The 22,538-nt window shown below is 67.7% G+C and carries 21 protein-coding genes; 11 read left to right on the top strand and 10 right to left on the bottom strand.

Annotated features, from left to right (window positions below; translation table 11 throughout):
* Window positions 1-98: 98 nt before the first annotated feature.
* A complete protein-coding gene (locus tag AC5P8F_RS02420; RefSeq protein ID WP_164232471.1) occupies window positions 99-1,376 on the bottom strand; it encodes an NAD(P)/FAD-dependent oxidoreductase in 1,278 nt (425 codons plus the stop codon).
* A gap of 161 nt (window positions 1,377-1,537) precedes the next feature.
* Between AC5P8F_RS02420 and AC5P8F_RS02425 the strand changes: the two genes are divergently transcribed.
* The 7 genes from AC5P8F_RS02425 (at window position 1,538) to AC5P8F_RS02455 (ending at window position 9,437) form a co-directional block, all read left to right on the top strand.
* Complete coding sequence (locus AC5P8F_RS02425; RefSeq protein WP_197574670.1) at window positions 1,538-2,299, top strand: gamma-glutamyl-gamma-aminobutyrate hydrolase family protein; 762 nt, start codon at window positions 1,538-1,540, stop codon at window positions 2,297-2,299.
* Window positions 2,296-3,693, top strand: a complete 1,398-nt coding sequence (locus AC5P8F_RS02430; protein WP_046429791.1) for a glutamine synthetase family protein — start codon at window positions 2,296-2,298, stop codon at window positions 3,691-3,693. The genes AC5P8F_RS02425 and AC5P8F_RS02430 overlap by 4 nt, the downstream gene beginning before the upstream one ends.
* A 92-nt stretch (window positions 3,694-3,785) precedes the next feature.
* Window positions 3,786-4,895, top strand: coding sequence for a polyamine ABC transporter substrate-binding protein (locus tag AC5P8F_RS02435; RefSeq protein ID WP_014646565.1), 1,110 nt, complete (start codon window positions 3,786-3,788; stop codon window positions 4,893-4,895).
* 189 nt (window positions 4,896-5,084) lie between these two features.
* Window positions 5,085-6,221 (top strand): ABC transporter ATP-binding protein, encoded by a 1,137-nt coding sequence (locus AC5P8F_RS02440; RefSeq protein ID WP_014646566.1) that lies wholly within the window; start codon window positions 5,085-5,087, stop codon window positions 6,219-6,221.
* Window positions 6,218-7,150: an ABC transporter permease subunit gene (locus tag AC5P8F_RS02445; RefSeq protein ID WP_014646567.1), complete on the top strand. Its 933-nt coding sequence runs from the start codon at window positions 6,218-6,220 to the stop codon at window positions 7,148-7,150. The genes AC5P8F_RS02440 and AC5P8F_RS02445 overlap by 4 nt, the downstream gene beginning before the upstream one ends.
* Window positions 7,147-7,989 carry an ABC transporter permease subunit gene (locus AC5P8F_RS02450; RefSeq protein ID WP_005415928.1) on the top strand — a complete coding sequence of 281 codons (843 nt, stop codon included), beginning with the start codon at window positions 7,147-7,149 and terminating at the stop codon, window positions 7,987-7,989. Before AC5P8F_RS02445 ends, AC5P8F_RS02450 begins: the two co-directional genes overlap by 4 nt.
* A gap of 83 nt (window positions 7,990-8,072) precedes the next feature.
* Window positions 8,073-9,437: an NAD-dependent succinate-semialdehyde dehydrogenase gene (locus tag AC5P8F_RS02455; protein WP_049408076.1), complete on the top strand. Its 1,365-nt coding sequence runs from the start codon at window positions 8,073-8,075 to the stop codon at window positions 9,435-9,437.
* Between the two features lie 166 nt (window positions 9,438-9,603).
* On the opposite strand, the gene AC5P8F_RS02460 is transcribed toward AC5P8F_RS02455, so the two are convergent.
* The 7 genes from AC5P8F_RS02460 to AC5P8F_RS02490 form a co-directional block, all read right to left on the bottom strand.
* Window positions 9,604-10,626: a magnesium and cobalt transport protein CorA gene (locus AC5P8F_RS02460; RefSeq protein WP_014646569.1), complete on the bottom strand. Its 1,023-nt coding sequence runs from the start codon at window positions 10,624-10,626 to the stop codon at window positions 9,604-9,606.
* A gap of 6 nt (window positions 10,627-10,632) precedes the next feature.
* Entirely contained in the window at window positions 10,633-11,892 is a 1,260-nt protein-coding gene (locus AC5P8F_RS02465; protein ID WP_495227583.1) for a lipoprotein N-acyltransferase Lnb domain-containing protein, read from the bottom strand.
* Window positions 11,889-12,770, bottom strand: a complete 882-nt coding sequence (locus tag AC5P8F_RS02470) for a CorC family transporter (RefSeq protein WP_014036584.1) — start codon at window positions 12,768-12,770, stop codon at window positions 11,889-11,891. The genes AC5P8F_RS02465 and AC5P8F_RS02470 overlap by 4 nt, the downstream gene beginning before the upstream one ends.
* A gap of 64 nt (window positions 12,771-12,834) precedes the next feature.
* Window positions 12,835-13,401, bottom strand: coding sequence for a hypothetical protein (locus AC5P8F_RS02475; RefSeq protein WP_014646571.1), 567 nt, complete (start codon window positions 13,399-13,401; stop codon window positions 12,835-12,837).
* Window positions 13,402-13,478: 77 nt separating this feature from the next.
* Complete coding sequence (locus tag AC5P8F_RS02480) at window positions 13,479-14,054, bottom strand: hypothetical protein (protein WP_014646572.1); 576 nt, start codon at window positions 14,052-14,054, stop codon at window positions 13,479-13,481.
* 77 nt (window positions 14,055-14,131) lie between these two features.
* On the bottom strand, window positions 14,132-14,617 hold the full coding sequence (ybeY, locus tag AC5P8F_RS02485; RefSeq protein WP_014036587.1) for an rRNA maturation RNase YbeY: 486 nt from the start codon (window positions 14,615-14,617) through the stop codon (window positions 14,132-14,134).
* Window positions 14,614-15,600, bottom strand: coding sequence for a PhoH family protein (locus AC5P8F_RS02490; RefSeq protein ID WP_032960924.1), 987 nt, complete (start codon window positions 15,598-15,600; stop codon window positions 14,614-14,616). Before AC5P8F_RS02490 ends, ybeY begins: the two co-directional genes overlap by 4 nt.
* Window positions 15,601-16,124: 524 nt before the next feature.
* Here AC5P8F_RS02490 and AC5P8F_RS02495 point away from each other — a divergent pair.
* From AC5P8F_RS02495 to AC5P8F_RS02505, 3 genes are read left to right on the top strand one after another with little or no spacing between them, the layout of a single operon-like run.
* On the top strand, window positions 16,125-17,081 hold the full coding sequence (locus AC5P8F_RS02495) for an HlyD family secretion protein (RefSeq protein WP_014646574.1): 957 nt from the start codon (window positions 16,125-16,127) through the stop codon (window positions 17,079-17,081).
* Between the two features lie 20 nt (window positions 17,082-17,101).
* Window positions 17,102-18,025, top strand: a complete 924-nt coding sequence (locus tag AC5P8F_RS02500) for an ABC transporter ATP-binding protein (protein ID WP_495227584.1) — start codon at window positions 17,102-17,104, stop codon at window positions 18,023-18,025.
* Window positions 18,022-19,134, top strand: coding sequence for an ABC transporter permease (locus tag AC5P8F_RS02505; RefSeq protein ID WP_197606739.1), 1,113 nt, complete (start codon window positions 18,022-18,024; stop codon window positions 19,132-19,134). Before AC5P8F_RS02500 ends, AC5P8F_RS02505 begins: the two co-directional genes overlap by 4 nt.
* An 88-nt stretch (window positions 19,135-19,222) precedes the next feature.
* Here AC5P8F_RS02505 and miaB read toward each other — a convergent pair whose 3' ends face one another.
* Entirely contained in the window at window positions 19,223-20,641 is a 1,419-nt protein-coding gene (miaB, locus tag AC5P8F_RS02510) for a tRNA (N6-isopentenyl adenosine(37)-C2)-methylthiotransferase MiaB (protein ID WP_014646577.1), read from the bottom strand.
* A 187-nt stretch (window positions 20,642-20,828) separates the two neighbouring features.
* Window positions 20,829-21,446 carry a glutathione S-transferase family protein gene (locus tag AC5P8F_RS02515; protein WP_014646578.1) on the bottom strand — a complete coding sequence of 206 codons (618 nt, stop codon included), beginning with the start codon at window positions 21,444-21,446 and terminating at the stop codon, window positions 20,829-20,831.
* An 80-nt stretch (window positions 21,447-21,526) separates the two neighbouring features.
* On the opposite strand from AC5P8F_RS02515, the gene AC5P8F_RS02520 reads away from it, so the two are divergent.
* Window positions 21,527-22,495 (top strand): helix-turn-helix transcriptional regulator, encoded by a 969-nt coding sequence (locus AC5P8F_RS02520; protein WP_014646579.1) that lies wholly within the window; start codon window positions 21,527-21,529, stop codon window positions 22,493-22,495.
* The last annotated feature ends 43 nt before the right edge of the window (window positions 22,496-22,538 follow it).

Genomic DNA, 22,538 nt, shown 5'->3' on the forward strand with positions numbered 1-22,538 from the left:
CATCACAGATGTCGCGTGAAAATCTGTGACGTGTGCAGCACGATCAGCGCTGCGGTACGTTTGTCAGAACGTTCAATACAGGTGGAGATGCAGAATCTTCACCACAACGCATCCCGCAGCTTGTACCAGGACATCGCCGCCACCAGCAGCGGCGTGCGCAGCAGCCGGCCGCCGGGGAAGGGCGCATGCCGAAGGCGCTGGAACACGTCCAGGCGCTCGCTCTGGCCGGCAATGGCGGCGGCGATCACCTCGCCGGCCAGCCCGGCGGCGGCCACCCCATGGCCGGAGAAGCCCTGCGCGAAGTACAGGTCGCCGTCCAGCCGGCCCCAATGCGGGGCGCGGTTGCGGGTGATGTCCACATAGCCGCCCCAGACCTGGTCCAGCGCCACGTCGGCCAGCTGTGGGAACACCTGGTGCATGCGCCGCTGCATCACCCCGCGCAGGCCGGGTGGGGGCAGCGCCGAGTAGCTGGCGCGCCCGCCAAACAGCAGCCGATGGTCATGGCTGAGGCGGAAATAGTCCAATGCCCAGGCGGTGTCGGCCACGGCCATGTCGTTGCCGATCAGGGCGCGGGCGCGCTCGGCCCCCAGCGGCGCGCTGGCGCCGATATAGGTGCCGACCGGCATGATCCGCCGTTCCAGCTCGGGCAACAGGCCCTGCAGCCAGGCATTTCCGGCCACCACCAGATGCGCGGCGCGTACGCTGCCCTGCGCGGTGTGCAGGGTGGGCTGCGGTCCGCGCTGCACGCGGGTTACCGCCGAATCCTCGTGGATCACCACGCCGGCCGCGCGCGCCGCATCGGCCAGACCGCGCGCATAGGCCAGCGGGTGCAGGTGCGCGCTGAGCGGATCGAACATCGCGGCACGATAGCGCGGGCTGTCCAGCTGCGCGCGCAGGGCGTCACGGTCCCACCACTGCATGGGGTAGTCGTAATGGCGTTGCAGGTGCTCGCAGTTGGCCCGCAGCTCGCGCTCATGGCGTTCGCGGATGGCGACGCTGGCGTGGCCTTCCACCCAATGGCAGTCAATGCCGTGGCGATTGATGCGGGCGCGCATCGCCTGCACCGCGTCGCGCGACCAGTCGAACAGGTGGCGCGCATCATCACGACCGAGCTGACGCTCCAGTTCGTCCACCTCGCAGCCATAGCCGACCAGCGCCTGCCCGCCGTTGCGGCCGGACGCGCCCCAGCCGATCCGCTGCGCTTCCAGCACTACCACGCGCCGGCCACGTGCCGCCAGTTCCAGGGCTGCGGTCAGGCCGGTATAGCCGGCGCCCAGCACCGCAACGTCGGCCTGCACATTACCCTGCAGCGGGGGCAGTGCGGGCGGTTCGGGCAGGCTGGCGGCGTACCAGCTGGGCGGGAACGCGGCGCTCACTGCAGGCCTCGCGGGTGCAGGGCGGGAGGGCGGAGCGGGGCAGGTCGATCGGCGTTCACCCCGGTAGTTTCGCCGATGCGTGACGGCTGTGGTGTGACGGCACCGACTTGCCGCCTTCGCCGGACGGCAGGTAACGTGTCGGCACGCCAAGGAGTGTCCCCATGCGCCGCCTGCCCTGGGTGGGCCTGCCCACCGACAGCACCGTGCTCGGCCATCACCGTTTCGCGATGGCCGGCGAGAAGTACGTGCGCGCGCTGGCCGAGGCGGCCGAGGTGACTCCGGTAGTGTTGCCGAGCCTGCAGCCACCGCTGCCGGCCGGTAACTGGCTGCAGGGGCTGGATGGCCTGCTGCTGACCGGCGCGGTCAGCAATATCGAACCGCAGCACTACGAAGGTGGCCGCAGCTGGCCAGGCAATCCACATGACCCGGCCCGCGATGCCAATGCCTTCGCGTTGCTGCACGAGGCACTGGCGCTGGACCTGCCGGTGCTGGCGATCTGCCGCGGCTTCCAGGAGTTGAACGTCGCGCTGGGCGGCAGCCTGCATCCGCAGGTGCACGCGGTGCCTGGCCTGGCCGACCATCGCGAAGAACCGCAGGCGCCGGTGGAGGTGCAGTATGGGCCGGCGCACGCGGTCACGCTGGCCGCCGATGGCTGGCTGGCGCAGTGGCACGGCAGTGGCCGCGCGCAGGTCAATTCGGTACACGGGCAGGGTGTCGCCCGCCTGGCGCAGGGGCTGCAGGTCGAGGCCGTGGCCGACGATGGGCTGGTCGAAGCGGCACGCAGCCTGCACCATCGTTTCGTGCTCGGCGTACAGTGGCACCCGGAGTGGCGTGTCATGCAGGCGCCGTTCTATCACGCTATTTTCCGTGCGTTCGGCCAGGCTTGCCGGCAGCACCAACAGAACCGACTGGATTCCCGATGAGTTCCCGAACGCGCCCGCGCAAGACGGCCACGCCCCCCGCACCGCAGGAAAGCACGCTGCTGCGCTGGCTGAAGGAGCGGCGCATCACCGAGGTGGAATGCCTGGTGCCGGACATCACCGGCAACGCGCGCGGCAAGATCATTCCCGCCGACAAGTTCTCGCACGACTACGGCACGCGCCTGCCTGAGGGCATCTTCGCCACCACCGTCACCGGCGAGTTCCCTGACGATTATTACGAGCTGACCTCGCCGTCCGACTCGGACATGATGCTGCGCCCCGATCCGGACACGGTGCGCATGGTGCCGTGGGCGGCCGACGCCACCGCGCAGGTCATCCACGATTGCTACACCAAGAGCGGTGAGCCGCACGAACTGGCGCCGCGCAACGTGCTGCGCCGCGTGCTGGCAGCCTACGCCGAGCTGGGCCTGCGCCCGGTGGTGGCGCCGGAACTGGAGTTCTTCCTGGTGCAGAAGAACACCGACCCGGACTTCCCGCTGCTGCCACCGGCCGGCCGCTCCGGGCGCCCGGAGACCGCGCGGCAGTCGTACTCGATCGATGCGGTCAACGAGTTCGACCCGATCCTCGACCTGATGTACGACTACGCCGATGCGATGAAGCTGGATGTGGACACGCTGATCCACGAGTCCGGCGCGGCGCAGCTGGAGGTCAACTTCACCCATGCCGATGCGATGGACCTGGCCGACCAGGTGTTCCTGTTCAAGCGCACCATGCGCGAAGCGGCGATGCGCCACGGGGTGTATGCCACGTTCCTGGCCAAGCCGATGGAAAACGAGCCGGGCAGTGCCATGCACATCCACCAGAGCCTGGTGCGGGTGAGCGATGGCAGCAACGTGTTCGCTGGCGAGACCGATGCCGAGGGCGAGTTCAGCCCGGTGTTCGGCCACTACCTGGGCGGCCTGCAGAAGTACGCACCGCAGGCGATGGCGTTCTTCGCGCCGAACGTGAACTCCTACCGCCGGCTGGTGTTCGGCGAAGTCTCGCCGAGCAACGTCCACTGGGGCTTCGACAACCGCACCTGCGGCCTGCGCGTGCCGCTGGATACGCCGGAGAACATGCGCGTGGAGAGCCGTTTCGCCGGGTCCGATGCCAATCCCTACCTGGCGATGGCCGCGACCCTGGCCTGCGGCCTGCTGGGCATCCGCGAGCGGCTGGCACCGGATGCGCCGGTGACCGGCAGCGCCAAGGAACTGGGCTACGACCTGCCGCGCTCGCTGGGCGAGGCGCTGGACGGGCTGGAGCGGTGCAGCGAGCTGCAGGCCCTGCTGGGTGAGCGCTTCTGCCGGGCCTACATCTCGGTCAAGCGCAAGGAATACGAGACCTTTTTCCGCGTCATCAGCTCGTGGGAGCGCGAGTTCCTGCTGCTGAACGTCTGAGCATCCGGAATAGAAAAATCCGCCGCCGGGGGGTAGGCTGGCACCCGTCGCCGGCCCCGCCGGCCCCCCCTTCCCGCATTCTGGAGCACCCGATGAAGCTGCGTATCCTCACGCTCGGCCTGGCCTCCGCCATGCTCGCCGCCTGCGGCGGTGGCAATGGCGGCGCGCAGGACAGCCAGGTCCTGAACGTCTACAACTACAGCGATTACATCGCCGAGGACACCATTCCGACCTTCGAGAAGGAGAGCGGGATCAAGGTGACCTACGATGTGTTCGACAGTGACGAGATGGTCGAGACCAAACTGCTGGCCGGCAACAGCGGCTATGACGTGGTGGTGCCGACCCTGAACTTCTTCGGTCGCCAGATCCAGGCCGGTGTGTTCCTGCCGCTGGACAAGAGCAAGATCCCGAACCTGGCCAACCTCGATCCGGCGGTGATGAAGCGCATCGCCACCCAGGACCCGGGCAACCAGTACGGCGTGCCGTACATGATCGGCACCACCGGCATCGGCTACAACGTGGACATGCTGAAGCAGCGCTTCGGCGGCAGCGCCGACATCGCCAACAGCTGGGACCTGGTGTTCAAGCCGGAGAACATCAGCAAGATGAAGGACTGCGGCGTGACCATCCTGGACACGCCGGCGGACATGATCCCGATCGCACTGCATTACCTGGGCCTGGACCCGCACAGCGGCGACCCGGCCGAGCTGCAGAAGGCCGCCGACCTGCTGAAGTCGATCCGCCCGTACGTGCAGAACTTCCACTCCTCGCAGTACGTGGGTTCGCTGGCCAACGGCGGTACCTGCCTGGTGGTCGGCTGGTCGGGTGACATCATCCAGGCCCGCGACCGCGCCGAGGAAGCCAGCAATGGCGTGCACGTGGCCTATTCGATCCCGAAGGAAGGCGCACCGCAGTGGTTCGACATGCTGGCGATCCCGAAGGACGCCAAGCATCCGGAAGCCGCGTACGCCTTCATCAACTACCTGCTGCAGCCGAAGGTTGCCGCGGCCAACACCAACTTCATCCACTACGCAAACCCGGTGCCGACCGCGACCCCGCTGGTGGACGAGGCGATCCGTACCGACCCGACCATCTACCCGCCGGCCGACGTGGCCGAGAAGATGTTCACCTACTCGATCAACACGCCGGAGACCGACAAGCTCTACACCCGGCTGTGGACCGAGGTGAAGACCGGGCGCTAAGGGCTGGCTGGCAGGTGGGTGCCGACCGTTGGTCGGCATGCTTTTCCGGCAGGGCCGACCAACGGTCGGCCCCCACCAGATCTGCAGATCCCCCCGGCCCGGTGGGTGCCACCCGTCGCCGTCATATCCCCTGCAGCCCCCGGCCGTTAGAATGGCGGCCGCTGTCCACCGCCCGCTCCCGGAGCCCCCATGCCCGTTGAAGCCCAGCCGGTAGCCGCCGTCGTCGACACGACCGGTGCGCCCGGCTATCTCTCCATTCGTGACCTGCGCAAGGAATTCGACGGTTTCGTCGCCGTCGACGACGTCAATCTGGACGTGCGCAAGGGCGAGATCTTTGCCCTGCTCGGTGGCTCCGGCAGCGGCAAGTCGACCCTGCTGCGCTGCCTGGGCGGCTTCGAGACGCCCACCAAGGGCAGCATCACCGTCGATGGCCAGCGCCTGGACGCGCTGCCGCCGTACCAGCGGCCGGTCAACATGATGTTCCAGTCCTATGCGCTGTTCCCGCACATGACGGTGGAGCAGAACATTGCCTTCGGCCTGAAGCAGGATGGCCTGGGCAAGGACGCGATTAGCAAGCGCGTCGGCGAGATGCTCGACCTGGTGCAGATGGGCCACCTGGGCAAGCGCAAGCCGCACCAGCTGTCCGGTGGCCAGCAGCAGCGCGTGGCGCTGGCGCGGTCGCTGGCCAAGGGGCCGAAGCTGCTGCTGCTGGACGAGCCGATGGGCGCACTGGACAAGAAGCTGCGCTCGCAGATGCAGCTGGAACTGGTCAGCATCATCGAGTCGTCGGGCGTGACCTGCGTGATGGTCACCCACGACCAGGAAGAAGCGATGACCATGGCTACCCGCATCGCGGTGATGGATGCCGGCTGGATCCAGCAGGTCGGCAAGCCGGACGAGGTCTACGAGCAGCCGGCCAACCGCTTCGTCGCCGAGTTCATCGGTTCGGTCAACCTGTTCGACGGGGTGATCGACGAGGACCTGCCCGAATACGTGACCGTGCGCTCGCCGCTGTTCCCGGCACCGATCTACATCGCCCATGGCATCACCTGTTACGAAGGGCAGCCGGTCGCATTCGCGCTGCGCCCGGAAAAGGTGATGATCGGCAAGGACGAGCCGGAAGGGCACACCAACAAAGCGCAGGGCGTGATCGAGGACATCGCCTATTTCGGCAGCCATTCGGTCTACCACGTGCGGCTGCCCAGCGGCGCCAAGGTGCTGGCCAACTTCGCCAACTCGCAGCGCTGGGCCAGCGACGGCCTGACCTGGGGTGACAGCGTATGGGTGCACTGGCGCGACAACGACGGCGTGGTGCTGACCTCATGAGCGTCGCCGGCCTGAAGCGCTGGCTGCCGGGGCTGCGTGCCACGGTGATCGGCATTCCGTACCTGTGGCTGCTGCTGTTCTTCGCAGTGCCGTTCCTGATCGTGCTGATGATCAGCTTCTCGCTCAGCCGGGTCGGCTCGCCGCCGTATACCTGGCTGCTGCAGTACGCCGACGGCGGCTTCTCGCTGAAGCTGAACCTGGAGAACTACCTGGCGCTGTTCCGCGATTCGATCTATGCGCAGGCGTTCCTGAGCTCGATCAAGATCGCGGCGATCTCCACCTTCTTCACCCTGCTGATCGGCTATCCGATGGCCTATGCCATCGCGCGCCTGTCGCCGGCCGCACGCAACGTGGCGATGATGCTGGTGGTGCTGCCGTCGTGGACCTCGTTCCTGATCCGCGTGTATGCGTGGAAGGCAATCCTGGACCGCAATGGCCTGCTCGACCAGTTCCTGCAGTTCACCGGCCTGCAGACGCTGATGACGTCGATGGGGCTGCCGAAACTGCAGCTGATCGATACGCCGACCGCCGCCTATATCGGCATCGTCTACTGCTACCTGCCGTTCATGGTGCTGCCGCTGTACGCCAACCTGGTCAAGCATGACCACCGCCTGCTGGAAGCGGCCTACGACCTCGGCGCCAAGCCGTGGCAGGCGTTCCTGCGCATCACGTTGCCGCTGTCGAAGGCCGGCATCATTGCCGGCTGCATGCTGGTGATGATCCCGGCCGTGGGTGAATTCGTGATCCCGGAAATGCTCGGTGGTTCGGAGACGCTGATGGTCGGCCGCCAGTTGTGGAACGAGTTCTTCAACAATCGCAACTGGCCGGGCGCTTCGGCGATGGCGGTGGCGATGATCCTGTTGCTGCTGGTGCCGATCCTGCTGTTCAACCGTTCCCAGCAGCGCCTGCTGGAAGGGAAGCAGGCATGAGCCCGCGTACCGCCAAGGGCCTGGGGCTGGGCGTGCTGCTGCTCGGCTTCGCCTTCCTGTACCTGCCGATCCTGTTGTTGATGTTCTACTCGTTCAACAGCTCGCGGCTGGCGATGGTCTGGGCCGGGTTCTCCACCCGCGCCTACAGCGACCTGTTCGCCGACCGCGCGCTGATGGACGCGATGTGGACCAGCCTGGTGGTGGCGTTCTGGACCGCCTGTACCGCCACCGTGCTGGGTACGCTGGCGGCGATGGTGATGACCCGCTTCAAGCGATTCCGTGGCAAGCCACTGTTCGGCGCGCTGGTGACCGCGCCGCTGGTGATGCCGGACGTGATCCTGGGCTTCTCGCTGATGGCGCTGCTGGCATCGATGGGCGCGATTCCCGGCTTCCCGGCGCGTGGCCTGGCCACCATCTGGATCGCGCACGTGACCTTCACCCTCTGCTTCGTCACCGTGGTGGTGTCCTCGCGCCTGCAGGAAATGGACCTGTCGCTGGAAGAAGCGGCGATGGACCTGGGCGCCAGCCGGTTGACCGTGTTCACCCGCATCACCCTGCCCATCATCGCACCGGCGCTGGTGGCGGGTTGGCTGCTGGCCTTCACCCTGTCGCTGGATGACGTGGTGGTGGCCAGCTTCGTGGCCACGCCGGGCTCGACCACGCTGCCGATGAAGGTGTTCGCTTCGGTGCGCATGGGCATCAGTCCGAAGATCAACGCGTTGGCCACGCTGCTGGTGTCGGCGGTGTCGATCGCTGCGGTGATCGGCTGGTACATCAACGCCCGCGCCGAGAAGCGGCGCCAGCGCGACCTGCAGCTGGCGCGGCAGGACAACGGCTGAGTACACGGCCTGTCGACAGCGCCGGCAACATCCGGCTCACGGACAGCGGCGCACAATGGGGGTCTTCCAGATGGAGATCCCCCATGACCGTCGAGATCATCGACCCGGCCACCGGCCAGGTGACCTACCGCCATGAACTGATGGGCGCTGCTGACATCGAGCAGCGCCTGCAGGCTGCCGCCGATGCCTTCCCCGGCTGGGCCGATCGCTCGCTGCAGGATCGCGGTGCCGTCCTTCGCCAGATCGCCGCGCAGCTGCGCACGCGTCGCGACGACCTGCAGCAGGCGATGACCCATGAGATGGGCAAGCTCAAGGCCGAGGCGCTGGCCGAGGTCGACAAGTGCGCTGCCGCCTGCGAGTACTACGCCGACCACGCGGCCGACTATCTCAAGCCGCAGCTGATCGATACCGAAGCCCAGCGCAGCTACGTGCGTTACGAGCCGATCGGCTGCGTGTTCGCGGTGATGCCATGGAATTTCCCGGTCTGGCAGGTGTTCCGTTTCCTGGCCCCGGCGTTCATGGCTGGCAACGTGGCCCTGCTCAAGCACGCCAGCAACGTGCCGCAGTGCGCCGACCTGATCCTGGCGGTGTGTCGTGACGGAGGCCTGCCTGAGGGCGTGTTCGACGTGCTGCACATCGACAACGACCAGGCTGCCGAGGTGCTGCGCGACGCACGGGTGAAGGCGGTGACGCTGACCGGCAGCGAACGGGCAGGGCGCTCGATCGCCTCCAATGCCGGCAGCCAGCTGAAGAAGTCGGTGATGGAGCTGGGTGGCAGCGATGCCTTCGTGGTACTCGACGATGCCGACCTCGACAAGGCCGTGGCGGCGGCGGTGAAGTCGCGTTTCGACAACAGCGGGCAGACCTGCATTGCGGCCAAGCGCTTCATCGTGGTCGATGCGGTGGCCGATGACTTCACCCGACGCTTCGTTGAAGCCGCGGGCCAGCGCCAGTATGGCGATCCCAGTGAGCGTGGCACCACGCTGGCGCCGATGGCGCGCGCGGACCTGCGCGATGAGCTGCACAAACAGGTGCAGGCCAGCGTGGCGAAAGGTGCGCGCGTTCTGGTCGGCGGCGAGCCCATTGCCGGCACCCATGCGGGCTATCCGGCGACCGTGCTCGATCAGGTCGGCCCAGGCATGCCTGCCTACGACGAGGAGCTGTTCGGGCCGGTGGCTGCGGTGATCCGGGTCAAGGATGAGGCCGAGGCGCTGCGCGTGGCCAACGACACCCGCTTCGGCCTGGGCGGCAGCGTGTGGACGCGCGACCCGGTGCGCGGCGAAGCCTTCGCGCAGCGCATGGAATGCGGCGCCGCGTTCGTCAACGCCATCGTCAAGAGCGACGCTCGGCTGCCGTTCGGTGGCAGCAAGCAGTCCGGCTTCGGCCGGGAGCTGGCCGACCACGGCATCCACGAGTTCATGAACATCAAGACCGTCTACGTGGCTTGATGCCGAACGGTAGTGCCGGCCGCTGGCCGGCATTGCCCTGGTTGCCGGCCAGCGGCCGGCACTACCAGAAGCGGGGCATATGCCACGACCAACGGTCGCGGCCTACCGTATTGCTGGGTATCGACGCCCCCGTGCATGGTGGGTATCGACCGTTGGTCGATTCGCGCTACAACCACTTCGCGCGCTTGAACAACCGGTACAGGCCCACGCACACACCGCCCACGCCGACAATCATCAGCGGATACGACCACGGCTGGCTCAGCTCGGGCATGTGGCTGAAGTTCATGCCGTACCAGCTGGTGATCAGCGTCGGCGCCGCCAGCAGTGCGGCCCATGCACCCAGGCGCTTGACCGTCTCGCCCTGCGCCAGCGTCACCAGCGACAGGTTCACGCTCAGTGCGGTGCCCAGCATCTCGCGCAGGGTGTCGATCACATCGCTGATGCGTACCGCGTGGTCATGCACGTCGCGCACGTAGAGCTTCACTTCATCGGGAATCAGGTCACCCTGGTAGCGGCGCAGCTGCGCCAGCACATCCTGCAGCGGTGCCACCGCCATCCGCATCTTGTTCAGTTCGCGCTTGAGCTCGTAAAGCCGTACCACCGTGCTGCGCTTGTAGCTGTCGGCAAAGATGTCCTTTTCCAGCAGGTCCAGGGTGTCGCGGAAGCGGTGCACGATCGGCAGGTAGTTGTCGACCACGAAGTCGGTCACCGCGTACAGGCAGTACGACGGGCCCATCTTCAGCAGCTGCGGTTCACGCTCGACCCGTGCACGCACCGGGGCGTAGGACAGCGAGGCGCCGTGGCGCACCGTCACCAGGAAACGCGGGCCGAGGAAGGCGTGGGTTTCGCCGTACTGGATGCGTTCGTCCACCATCTGCGCGGTGGTCACCACCACGAACAGCGAATTGCCGTAGGTCTCGACCTTGGGCCGCTGGTGCGCATTGCGCGCGTCCTCGATGGCCAGATCGTGCAGGCAGAACTCTTCCTGCAGTTTCAGCAGCACATCGTCGTTGGGGTCGTACAGGCCGACCCAGACGAAGCCGTTGCCACTGGCAATGACATCGCTGATGGCATCCAGGCTGATGTCGTGGCGTTTGCCGTCGTCATCGTAGTGGACGCAGTTGATGACGCAGGCGGGGTTGGCCGAGGCAGGGGCGGAAGCGGAGGCGGGCAATGACATGCCCGCCATCGTGCGTCAGTGCCGTGTTTCGGACAAGTGAGGACGGCGCCCCAGTACCCACGCCAGCGCGACGTGGACGGGCAGCAGCAGCACGATCCACTGCACGTTGTACTGCGCCTGCAGGCTCAGCCAGTGCAGCACCAGCGCCGCCACGGCCTGCACCGCCAGCAGCCACAGCACGACCCTGAACATGCGGCCCGGCGCGCGCCGGCGCAGCAGCGCGATCGCGCCTGGCAGCAGCAGCACGGCCAGTGGCGAAAGCAGCAGCAGGTTGCGGTTGGCCCAGGCGGCGTAGTGGGTGCTGAAGCCCCACAGGAACGCCAGCAGGCTGCCGGCGATGGCACACAGCAGCCAGAACGGCAGGGCCAGCCCGGCCAGCAGGCGCGGGCGGTTGCGCAGCGCCAGCACGCCGCCGGCCACGACCAGCCCAAGCAGCAGCCACGGCCACCAGCGGCGTGCGAATTCCTTCGGCTCCGGGTCGATGCGGTGCGGCAGCAGTTCCTGTTCGGACTGCACCAGCGGCCGGCCATCGCTGTTGCGCGCCTGGCGCAGCGCATCGGCCAGGCGCATCGGCACGAAGGCTTCCTGCCAGCGCGACAGCGGCTGGTCGGCGAACGGCCCGAGGCCGACATCGAAGCCCAGCCACATCCATGGTGCCGGCGAGGCCAGGCGCACCGATTCACTGCGGTAGGTATTGCCGCGCGAGCGCCCCGACAGCTGCGACTGCAGGCCGCCACCCAGCGCCTTGTCCACCGTGTCGCGTACCATCGTGGCGCAGTTGGCGGTGTAGTAGTCGTAGTGGTAGCGCGCGTTTTCCGGCTTGGCCCGCTCGGCCAGGGCGGCGGCCAGTGCACGTGCCTGCTCCGGGCGCAGGTCCAGCCACTGCACGCTGGCGCCACGGCCGGTCTCGTCGTAGTACGACAGATCCTGCTGCAGCGGCAGCGCCACCAGGTAGTACATCATGTCGCCGCGCACGAAGCGGCTGATGAAATCGTCCTCGGACGGATCGAAGTAGCCGAAGTTGTACGAGGTCGCTTCGCCGCTGAGCGGATCGATCACGACGATGGCGTCGTGGCCGAAGCGCTCGAAGAACACCGTGCCCGGCTGCATGGTCACCACCCCGATGCGCGGGGCGGGAGCCTCGGCGCTGGTGGCGGGTGCAGCAGGTTCGGGTGCCGCCGGCTGCGCGAAGGCGGCCAGCGGCAGGGCCGTGGCCAGCACGCACAGTGCCAGCCACAGCCTCAGGCGCAGTGCCAGGAGGGCGCCGCGCTTCAAGCGTCGTCCTGCGCGTCCGGCGGCAGCACGGTCACGTGGAAGGCCTGGACCCGGCGCGCATCGGCGCGGGCCACGCGGAACATGAAGCGGTCCAGCGCCAGCTCGTCACCGACTTCCGGCAGGTGGCCCACGGCCTCGGTGACCAGGCCACCGATGGTGTCGTAGTCCTCGTCGGAGAAGGTAGCGCCGAAGCGTTCGTTGAAGTCGCCGATCGGGGTCAGCGCGTCGACCACGTACTGGCCGTCGGACTGGATGGCGATCTGCGCCGACGGATCCTCGGCCTCGTCATGCTCGTCGTCGATCTCGCCGACGATCTGTTCCAGCACGTCCTCGATGGTGACCAGGCCGGCGACACCGCCGTACTCGTCGACCACGATGGCCATGTGGTTGCGCGACAGGCGGAATTCCTTCAGCAGCACGTTGAGCTTCTTCGCCTCCGGGATCAGCACTGCCGGGCGCAGCAGCTCGCGCACGTTGGCCGGGCCGTTGTCGGCGACCACGCCGCGCAGCAGGTCCTTGGCCAGCAGGATGCCAAGGATGTCGTCCTTGTTCTCGCCGTGCACCGGGAAGCGCGAATGGCCGGATTCGACCACCTGCTTCATCAGTTCCAGGAAGGGCGCTTCGACCGGCAGCGAAACCATCTGCGAGCGCGAGATCATCACGTCGCCCACGGTCAGCTCGGCCACCGAAATGGCGCCTTCCATCATCTTCAGGGTATCGGCGGCGATCAGGCCCTCTTCCTGCGCGGTGTGCAGGACAGCGACCAGCTCGTCGCGGGTATGGGGTTCGCCGGAGAAGGCGGAGGTCAGGCGTTCAAGCCAGCCGCGCTTCTTTTCACTGGGCTCCTGTGCGGAGCTACTACTGTCGTCTTCTGACATCTCTGGAAAAAGGGCACCCGGCAAGCCGGGCGTTGGCCCAAGTCTAGCAGGATGTGGCGGCCTGTCAGTGACCGTCGCTGCCCGGTCCGGTGATCGGCGGCGGGGCCAGTTCAGGCCGGGCGGGGGCTTCTTCCTCGGGCAGGTCCAGGCTGTAGGTGCAGCCGGCCAGGGTTTTGCCGGGATGGGAGGCCACGGTGGAGACGCTGAGGATGATCGACTCGATCCGGGCCTCGCCGGTCTTCGGATCGGTCACGTCGCGGCTGACCAGCTCGCGGCCGGCCATGAACTTGCCGTCCTGGTCGTAGCCGGTCTCCAGCCCCAGCTGCCTGGCCAGCGGCCGCGGATCGGCCTGGTCGAGGATCGCCATGACGCTGGACCCGGCCACGGCGACCCGTTCGGTGCGGGCGCCGAACACGCTGATCGGCTGGGCCAGCCGGTACTCGCTCATGAACTGGTTGCCCTGCGGCAGCGGCTGCAGGCCGTGGGCGACGGCTTTCAGCGGATCAGCCAGCAGGGGCGCCAACGCGGCCTGCTCGGCCACGCCCTGGCGGCATTCAATCAGGGCCGGCAGGTCCAGGGCAGCGGCCGGGGCGGACACGGCGAGCAGCAGGGGCAGGGCAATACGCAGCACGGGCACGGGATCCGCAACGGAAGGCAGGCCGGTGATCGTACCGGTCCCGGCCAGCCATCGCGAGCGCCCCAAGGCAATCAGGGCGGATGCCTGCGCGTGGTCGCTGGGTACCAGCGCAGCCTGACCGGGTAGCCCAGTTGCACTTGCAAGTGGTCGCGCACGGCCGCCGCCGTCGCGCGGTTGGCCGGGGTATCCCGCAGCTCAACCTCCAGTTCCCCGGTCGTGACATCCAGGCTATAGCCGAACAGGTCGGGCAGCTGGGCCAGCAGCCAGTCCCGCTGTGCGTGCAGGCGGCGCTGCATCTCCGCTTCGGTCATCGCGGCGCCGGTGATGTAGCGCACGCGTTGCGGGCCATCCGCCCCTGGATGTGTCTCATCGGCCGCGGGTGCTGGGCCAGTCAGTCGAACGACGACGTTCCAACCTGCCGCGTTGTCCACCCAGATTCCGGCGAGGCGTGCCGCGTGGCGCGCTTTCAAACGTTCCATCAATGCGTGCTGCTGCGCCTCGGCGACCGCCTGACGCGCCGTCTGTTGGCTGACGTCAAAGAACGCCTGCACCTCGGCGACCTTGGCGGCAATGTCGGCGGCGCTGTCGCTGGCCGGGAACGGCGACGGTCGTTCCCGGCCGGGGTCGATGCCCGGGGCAGTGGTCACCTGCAGAAGAGCGGCGATGAGTGCGGGCAGCAGCGCGATGGGCGCGTCCTCCGTGAAGATCCCGGTGTGCGTGGGCCTCAGCGCTCGCCGGCGTAGGGGTCGGCGATGCCGAGCTCGGCCAGGATCTCGCGCTCCAGCTGTTCCATGGCGTCGGCTTCCTTGTCGTCCTCGTGGTCCCAGCCGAGCAGGTGCAGCACGCCGTGCACGGTCAGGTGTGCGTAGTGGGCGTTGAGCGCCTTGCCCTGTTCATCGGCCTCGCGGGCCACCACCGGTGCGCAGATCACCAGGTCGCCCAGCAGCGGAAACTTCACGCCCTTGGGCAGCCCTTCGGGCACTTCGGCCGGGAAGCTGAGCACGTTGGTCGCGTAATCCTTGCCGCGATAATGGCGGTTCAATGACTGCCCTTCCTTGGCATCGACCACGCGGATGGCCAGGTCGGCCTCGCGGATGCGGCCTTTCAGCGCAGCAGCCACCCACTTGCGGAAGCTGACCGCCGCCGGCAGGCCGGTGCGCGGCAGGGCATAACTGACGGCGACGTCCAGTCGCACGGGACCACGGGTCATGGAGTTGCTCCAGGTTGGATCTGATGCAGGTCACGGCGATCGTAGGCGCTGACGATGCGCGCCACCAGCGGGTGGCGGACCACGTCGCGCGACTCGAAGAAGGTGAAGCTGACGCCCTCGACCTCGCGCAGCACGTCGATGGCATCGCGCAGGCCGGACTTCACGTGCTTGGGGAGATCGGTCTGGGTCAGGTCGCCGGTGACCACGGCGGTGGAACCGTAGCCGAGGCGGGTCAGGAACATCTTCATCTGCTCGATGGTGGTGTTCTGTGCTTCGTCCAGGATCACGAAGGCATCGTTGAGCGTGCGGCCACGCATGTAGGCCAGCGGCGCGATTTCGATGACGTTCTTTTCCAGCAGCTTGACGACCTTCTCCACGCCCATCATCTCGTAGAGGGCGTCGTACAGCGGTCGCAGGTAGGGGTCGACCTTCTGGCTCAGGTCACCGGGCAGGAAGCCCAGCTTCTCGCCGGCCTCCACCGCCGGGCGCACCAGGATCAGGCGCTGCACCCGTGATTCGTTCAGCGCTTCGACCGCGCTGGCCACGGCCAGGAAGGTCTTGCCGGTGCCGGCCGGGCCGATGCCGAAGTTGATGTCATGCGTGGCGATCTGGTGCAGGTAGCGGCCCTGGTTGGCACCGCGACCGCGCACCGTGCCGCGCTTGACCTTGATCGCCACCTCCTGCGCTTCGTAGGAGCGTTCGGCGATCTGCTCGACGTTGGCCTGCGCCAGGCGCAGGTGGATGGCGTGGTTGTCGAAGGTGGTTTCGCCGGCTTCGGCGTACAGCGCTTCAACCAGCTTCTGCGCCTCGACGATGGCTTCGTTGGGCCCGCTGATGCGGAACACGAAACCGCGGTTGGCGATCTCCACGCCGAGCTTCAGCTCGATCTGGCGCAGGTGCCCATCGAAGGGGCCGCACAGGTTGGCCAGCCGCTCGGTGTCTTCCGGCGACAGGGTGAAGTCTCGATGTTCGATGCTTTTCATTGCCTTGGGTGGGGCGGAAGCCTTCCACCGCAGTGTATTCAGGGAGGACAAGGGTAGCGCGCGCAGCGGGCGCGCGGCCAGCACGGGGTCGATACATGCTTTTCCACACCCGGTGTGGACGGGGGCTGCGGAAACCTGTGGATAGACCTCTACAGTGCTTGTGCCACAAGCGTCATGAGGGGGTGGTGAAAAAATCGTCACGGACCCGGGCGTGCCGGCACCCGCAGGACGGGCGGACCGGGAGGGAGGGCACGTCGCAGCGCGTGGCCGAGAACTTCCCGGGCACGCCGGCGTTCTTCGTGATCGCAGCGCAGGTTCCGCTGCCAGGCGAGCAACAGGATCCCGTGTTGCCGGTTTTCCACACCGGTTGTGGAATGATGCCGAATCAACCTGTGGATAGGTGGCGCGGAGCCTTGCAGCCAAAGGCTCGCCAACGCGTGGTGAAAAAACCGTCAGGGCTGATCGGAATCATAGAGGGTGCACGGGGCGGATGGCACCGTGGCGCCGTCGCAGGAGGGGATGGCATGGGCATCGGCAACGGGATGCGTGGAATCGGATTGGTGGGTATCGGCCTGCTGGCCGGGTGTGGGCAGGCGCCGCCTGCAGCGCTCGGCACGCTGGAGTGGGACCGGATCACGGTGCCGGCGCCGGCGGCCGAAGTGATCGCCACGGTGGAGGTGCGCGAGGGGCAGCAGGTCAAGGCCGGAGCAGTGCTGATGCAGCTCGACCCCGCCCGCGGCGACGCGCAGTTCGCCGCGGCGCAGGCCGACACGGTGCGCGCGCAGGCCCAGTTGGAAGAACTGAAGATCGGCCCGCGCCAGGAACAGATCGCGCAGGCCCAGGCGCAGCTGGCCGCGTTGCGCGCGCAGTCTGCTGAAGCCACGGCCTATTACCGTCGGGTGCAACCGCTGGCACGCCAGCGCCTGATCGCCGCCGCCGAGCTGGACCGTGCACGGGCGGCTGCCGGCAGTGCCGAGGCCAGCGTGCGGGCCGCCGAGCAGGCCTGGCTGGAACTGGTGCACGGCAGCCGCGCGCAGGACATCGCCCAGGGCCAGGCGGCCGCCGATGCCGCGCAGGCGCAGCAGGTGGTGCAGGGCGTCAACCTGCAGAAGTTGCAGCTGCGCGCGCCGCGCGATGGTGTTGTCGATGCCCTGCCTTACCGGCAGGGTGACCAGGCGCCGATCGGGGCGCCACTGGCGGTGATGCTGGTCGGCGAGCGCCCCTATGCACGAGTCTACCTGCCGCAGCCGCTGCGCCTGCAGGTCAAGGTCGGGCAGGCTGCGCAGGTGCAGCTGGAAGACGGCAGCACCGTGCTGAAGGGGCACGTGCGCTCAATCCGCAGCGAGCCCTCGTTCACCCCGTACTACGCACTGACCGGTGATGACGTCGAGCGCCTGAGCTATCTGGCCGAGATCGAAGTGGACACGGCCACCGACATGCAGAAGCTTCCGGCCGGACTGCCGGTGCAGGTGCGCTTCTGAACACCGGCGACGACATCGCGGTGCATGCGCAGGACTTGACCCGCCGCTTCGGCGATCTTCTGGCTGTGGACAATGTCGACCTGACCGTGCCGCGCGGGCAGGTGTACGGCTTCCTGGGGCCGAATGGATCCGGAAAGTCGACCACCATCCGCATGCTGTGCGGCCTGCTGGAGCCGAGCGCTGGGCAGATCCAGGTGCTGGGGCTGGCGGTTCCCGAGCAGGCCGAAGCACTGCGCCGGCGCATCGGCTACATGACCCAGCGCTTCTCGTTGTATGAGGACCTGTCGGTGCGCGAGAACCTGGAATTCCTCGCCGCCATCCAGGATCTGCCACGCGCGCAGGCCCGGCGGCGGGTCGACGAGCTGCTGCAGCAGTACCGTCTGCTGGACCGGCAGCCGCAGCTGGCCGGAACCCTCAGCGGTGGCCAGAAGCAGCGCCTCGCCCTGGCCGGCGCCGTCGTGCACGCGCCCGAGCTGCTGTTCCTGGACGAGCCGACCAGCGCGGTCGATCCGGAATCGCGCCGTGATTTCTGGGAAGCCCTGTTTGAACTTGCCGACGCCGGTACCACCGTGCTGGTGTCGACCCACTACATGGACGAGGCCGAGCGCTGCCACCGGATGGCAATCCTGGATCGTGGTGCACTGGTTGCCGATGGCACGCCGGCTGAGCTGTGCGCACGATTGGACGGCCGCACGTTGCAGGTCACGTCGTCGCAGCCGCGGCAGGCCAGCCGCGCACTGTCTGAGCTGCCCGGTGTGCTGAGCGTGGCGCAGATCGGCACCCAGCTGCGCGTGCTGTGCAATGAGGGCGCAGCGGACGTCGCAGTGCTGGCCCGTGCACTTGCCAACGCTGACCCGCAGGCCCGCATCCAGACGGTGGCGCCAAACCTGGAAGATGTGTTCGTGGCCGCCACCCGTGGCCGCGGCCGGGAGCCGGCGGCATGAACCTGCGCCGGCTGTCGGCGATCATGCTCAAGGAGCTGCGGCAGCTGCGCCGCGACCGCATCACGCTGGCGATGATCGTTGGCATTCCGGTGATGCAGCTGTTGCTGTTCGGCTATGCGATCAACCTCAACCTGCGTCATCTCGATGCGGGTGTCGCCGATCAGGCCAACAGCGCCGCTTCGCGCGCGCTGGTGCAGGACATGGTGGCCACCGGCGTGATCACGCCGCGCAGCGAAGCCTACACGCCTGCCCAGCTGATGCAGGCGCTGCGCCGTGGCGAGATCAGTGTCGGCATCGTGGTGCCGGCCGACTTCGAGCGTCGCCGCTTCGATGGACGCGAGGCGGTGCAGGTGCTGGTCGATGGCAGTGACACCGTGGTGCAGAGCGCGGCGATCCAGCTGGCGCAGGTGCCGCTGGACACGCGCCCGACCAGCAACACCCGTCCCCTGCGCGAAGGCAGCATCGCCAGTGGTCCGGTCGGCGTGACCAGCTTCTACAACCCGCAGCGGCGCTCGGCGGTGAACATCGTACCGGGCCTGATCGGGGTGATCCTGACCATGACCCTGGTGATGTTCACGGCGGTAGCGGTGGTGCGCGAACGCGAGCGCGGCAACATGGAACTGCTGATCGCCACGCCGGTGTCGCGCAGCGAGCTGATGGTCGGCAAGGTGCTGCCCTATGCGGCCATCGGCCTGCTGCAGACCACGCTGGTGCTGGTGCTGGGCACCTGGCTGTTCCAGGTACCCATTCGCGGCAGCCTGCTGGACATCTATCTGGCCGCGGTGCTGCTGGTGCTGGCCAACCTGGCGCTGGGCCTGCTGATCTCCACGCGTGCGCGCTCGCAGTTCCAGGCGATGCAGATGACCCTGTTCCTGTTCCTGCCGTCGATCCTGCTGTCGGGCTTCATGTTCCCGTTCGCAGGCATGCCGCGGCCGGTGCAGTGGCTGGCCGAGGTGCTGCCGCTGACCCACTTCCTGCGCCTGGTGCGCGGCATCATGCTGCGCGGCGCCTCATTGTGGGAGCTGTGGCACGACGCGCTGGCGCTGCTGGCCTTCATCGTGGTGATGATGACCCTGGCGATCCTGCGCTTCCGCAAGCGCCTGGATTGAAGGCAGGGGGTCGGATCCCCGCAGGGGCTCCGACCCCAATTTATCGGGCCGGCGGGTCGGAGCCCCTTTGGGGCTCCGACCCGAAGATTCATTCCGCCACCACCCGCGCGCGCAGCGAATTGGTCAGCGCTTCGGTGATCACCACATCCACGAACTGGCCGATCAGGCGCGCCGGCGCCGGGAAGTTCACCGAACGCATGTTCTCGGTCTTGCCGGTCAGCTCGTTCGGGTTCTTGCGCGAGGGCCCTTCCACCAGCACGGTCTGCACGGTGCCGACCATCTTCTCGGAAATGCCGGCGGCATGCGCATTGATGCGCTCCTGCAGGCGCGACAGGCGCGCGTGCTTTTCGGCATCGCTGATCGTGTCCTCCAGGTCCGCGGCCGGCGTGCCGGGGCGGCGTGAATAGATGAAGGAGAAGCTGTGGTCGAAGCCGATGTCCTCGATCAGCTTCATGGTCTTCTCGAAATCGGCGTCGGTCTCGCCGGGGAAGCCGACGATGAAGTCCGAGCTGATCGAGATGTCCGGGCGCACCGCCCGCAGCTTGCGGATCTTCGACTTGAACTCCAGCGCGGTGTAGCCGCGTTTCATCGCCGACAGCACGCGGTCGCTGCCGGCCTGTACCGGCAGGTGCAGGAAGTTGGCCAGCTGTGGCACGTCACGGAACGCATCGATCAGCGAATCGCTGAACTCCAGCGGATGCGAGGTGGTGAAGCGGATGCGGCCGACGCCATCGATCTCGGCGATGGTGCGGATCAGCAGGCCGAGGTCGGCGAACTCACCGTCACCATAGGGCCCGCGATACGCGTTGACGTTCTGCCCGAGCAGGTTGATCTCGCGCACGCCCTGTGCGGCCAGCTGCGCCACCTCCACCACCACGTCCTCGAACGGGCGGCTGACTTCGGTGCCGCGGGTGTAGGGCACCACGCAGAACGAACAGTACTTGGAACAGCCTTCCATGATCGACACGAATGCCGAGGGTCCTTCGGCGCGCGGCTCGGGCAGGCGATCGAATTTCTCGATCTCGGGGAAGCTGATGTCGACCTGCGGGCGCTTCTGTTCGCGGCGTGCGCGGATCAGCTCCGGCAGCCGGTGCAGGGTCTGCGGGCCGAACACCAGGTCGACGAACGGCGCACGCTTGATGATCGCTTCGCCTTCCTGCGAGGCGACGCAGCCGCCGACGCCGATGATGACTTCACGGCCCTTGTTCTTCAGCCCCTTCCACACGCCCAGCTGGCTGAACACCTTCTCCTGCGCCTTCTCGCGGATGGAGCAGGTGTTGACCAGGATGACGTCGGCGTCGTCCGGGCTGTCGGTCAGTTCCAGGCCATCGCTGGCGGCAAGCACGTCGGCCATCTTGGCCGAGTCGTACTCGTTCATCTGGCAACCGTGGGTCTTGATGTACAGCTTGCCTTTCACCTGGTCGGGCTTGCGCGGACCAGCGGGCAGGGCAACGAGGGGGGTACCGCCCGGTGTGGTGGGCGGAAAGACGTCTGGCGTCCCGGTCATGGCGCTTAATCCATTCGGGTGGCGGGAAAGCGGGTAATTCTACCCGCATCCCGCGCCAGCCGCCGCGCCCGTGCAACCGAGCCCATGCCCAGCGTGGCCATCACTGTAGAGCCGAGCCCGTGCTCGGCTGCCTTTGCAAGGCGGAGGAGCAGCCGAGCGTGGGCTCGGCTCTACAAGGGGCCGCTGCTTACGCCGCCAGCTCCGCATCGATCTGCCGCGAACGGTCGAAGGCGGTCATCGCGCTCATCCGTGCGATGTAATCGGCCGTGGCCGGCGCGGGCTGCACCAGGCCGAAGGCCGTGGTCCAGGCCAGCGCATTGCCCCACAGCACGTCGGCGGCGCTCATCGTCTCGCCGAGCAGGTAGGGGCCCTGCGCCAGCTGGGCCTCGATCACCTGCAGCACGGTCTCGGCGTCGTTGTACGGCGACATCAGGCGCGGCGGCGGCTCGCGGTGCATCGCCTTGTCGATCATCGCCGGCTCGAAACAGGCGCCATAGAAGGCCATCCAGCGCAGGTAGGGCCCGCGCAGGGCGTCGCCGATCGGCGGTGCCAGGCCGGCCTCCGGATACAGGTCGGCCAGGTACAGATAGATCGCCACCTGCTCGGTCACCAGCGCACCGTTGTGGACGATCGCCGGCACCTTGCCCATCGGGTTGATGGCCAGGTAGGCCGGGGCCAGGTTGGCGCCCGCCTTCAGGTCCAGCACCTGCATGCGGTAGTCGGCACCCAGTGCTTCGAGCAGGGCCACGGCGCCGCTCGAGCGGGAACGGGCGGCGTGGTACAGGGTGATCTGGCGTGAATTCATGGCATTGCTCCTTGCGGTGGGTGGTGAACTGGAGGCCATCCTGGGGCACTATTGCGGACGACTTCTGTCCTCGATCCTTCATGCGCCATACCGCCCATCGACTGCTGCGCCTGATCGCCCTGCTGCAGGCCCGTCGCCAGTGGTCCGGGGCCGAGCTCGCCGAGCGCATGGGCGTGGACCGGCGCAGCATCCGCCGTGACGTCGAGCGCCTGCGCGAGCTGGGTTATCCGGTCCGGGCCTCGTCCGGGGTTGGCGGCGGCTACCAGCTGGGGGCAGGGGCGCCGGTGCTGCCGATGCTGCTGGACGAGGAGGAGGCGACTACCCTGGCCATCGCCCTGCGCGCGGCCTCTGCGACCGTCGCCGGCATCGACGACACCGCGCGCGGCCTGTTGTCCAAGCTCGATCCGCTGGTGCCGACCCGTCGCCGCCAGCAGGCCGGCGAGGTGCATGCCGCCACCGCCACCCTGTCCGACCTTCCGTCCACCGACGCACGCCTGCTTGGGCAGCTGGCCCAGCACTGCCGGCAGGCGTCACGGCTGGCCTTCGAATACCGCAGTGCCCAGGAAGCGGTGACCCAGCGCGAGGTCGAGGCGCAGCACCTGGTCAACTACGGGCGGCGCTGGTACCTGCTGGCCTGGGACCTGGGCCGGCAGGACTGGCGCACCCTGCGCGTGGACCGGATGGGCGCGGTGCGCGAATGCGCCGAGCCGGGCATGCACCGCCGTACGCCCGCACCGCCGGATGTGATGGTGCGGCAGGCGGTCAGCCAGGCCCCGTTCGCCCTGCAGGCCATCGTCCGCCTGGCCGGCAGCCGCGCCGAGCTGGAAGGCCGCATCCCGCCCTGGTGTGGTGTGCTGGAGGACGATGGGCCCGACCATTGCCTGCTGCGCATGGGCGCCGAGAGCCGCGGCATGATGCTGGCGCAGATCCTCAGCCTGGACCGGGTGCCGGTGGCGGTGTGGACCACGCCGCCGGGCCTGCGCGATGAACTGGCACAGCGCCTGGCCGGATTGGGGCAGGTGCTGGCTGTGCCGCCCGTCACAGGCTGAGCCGCGTCGCTTGGCAAGCCCCGGCGAAGCTGGGACACTCGCC

It is taken from the genome of Stenotrophomonas sp. YJH_SMC_69, from assembly GCF_059370495.1.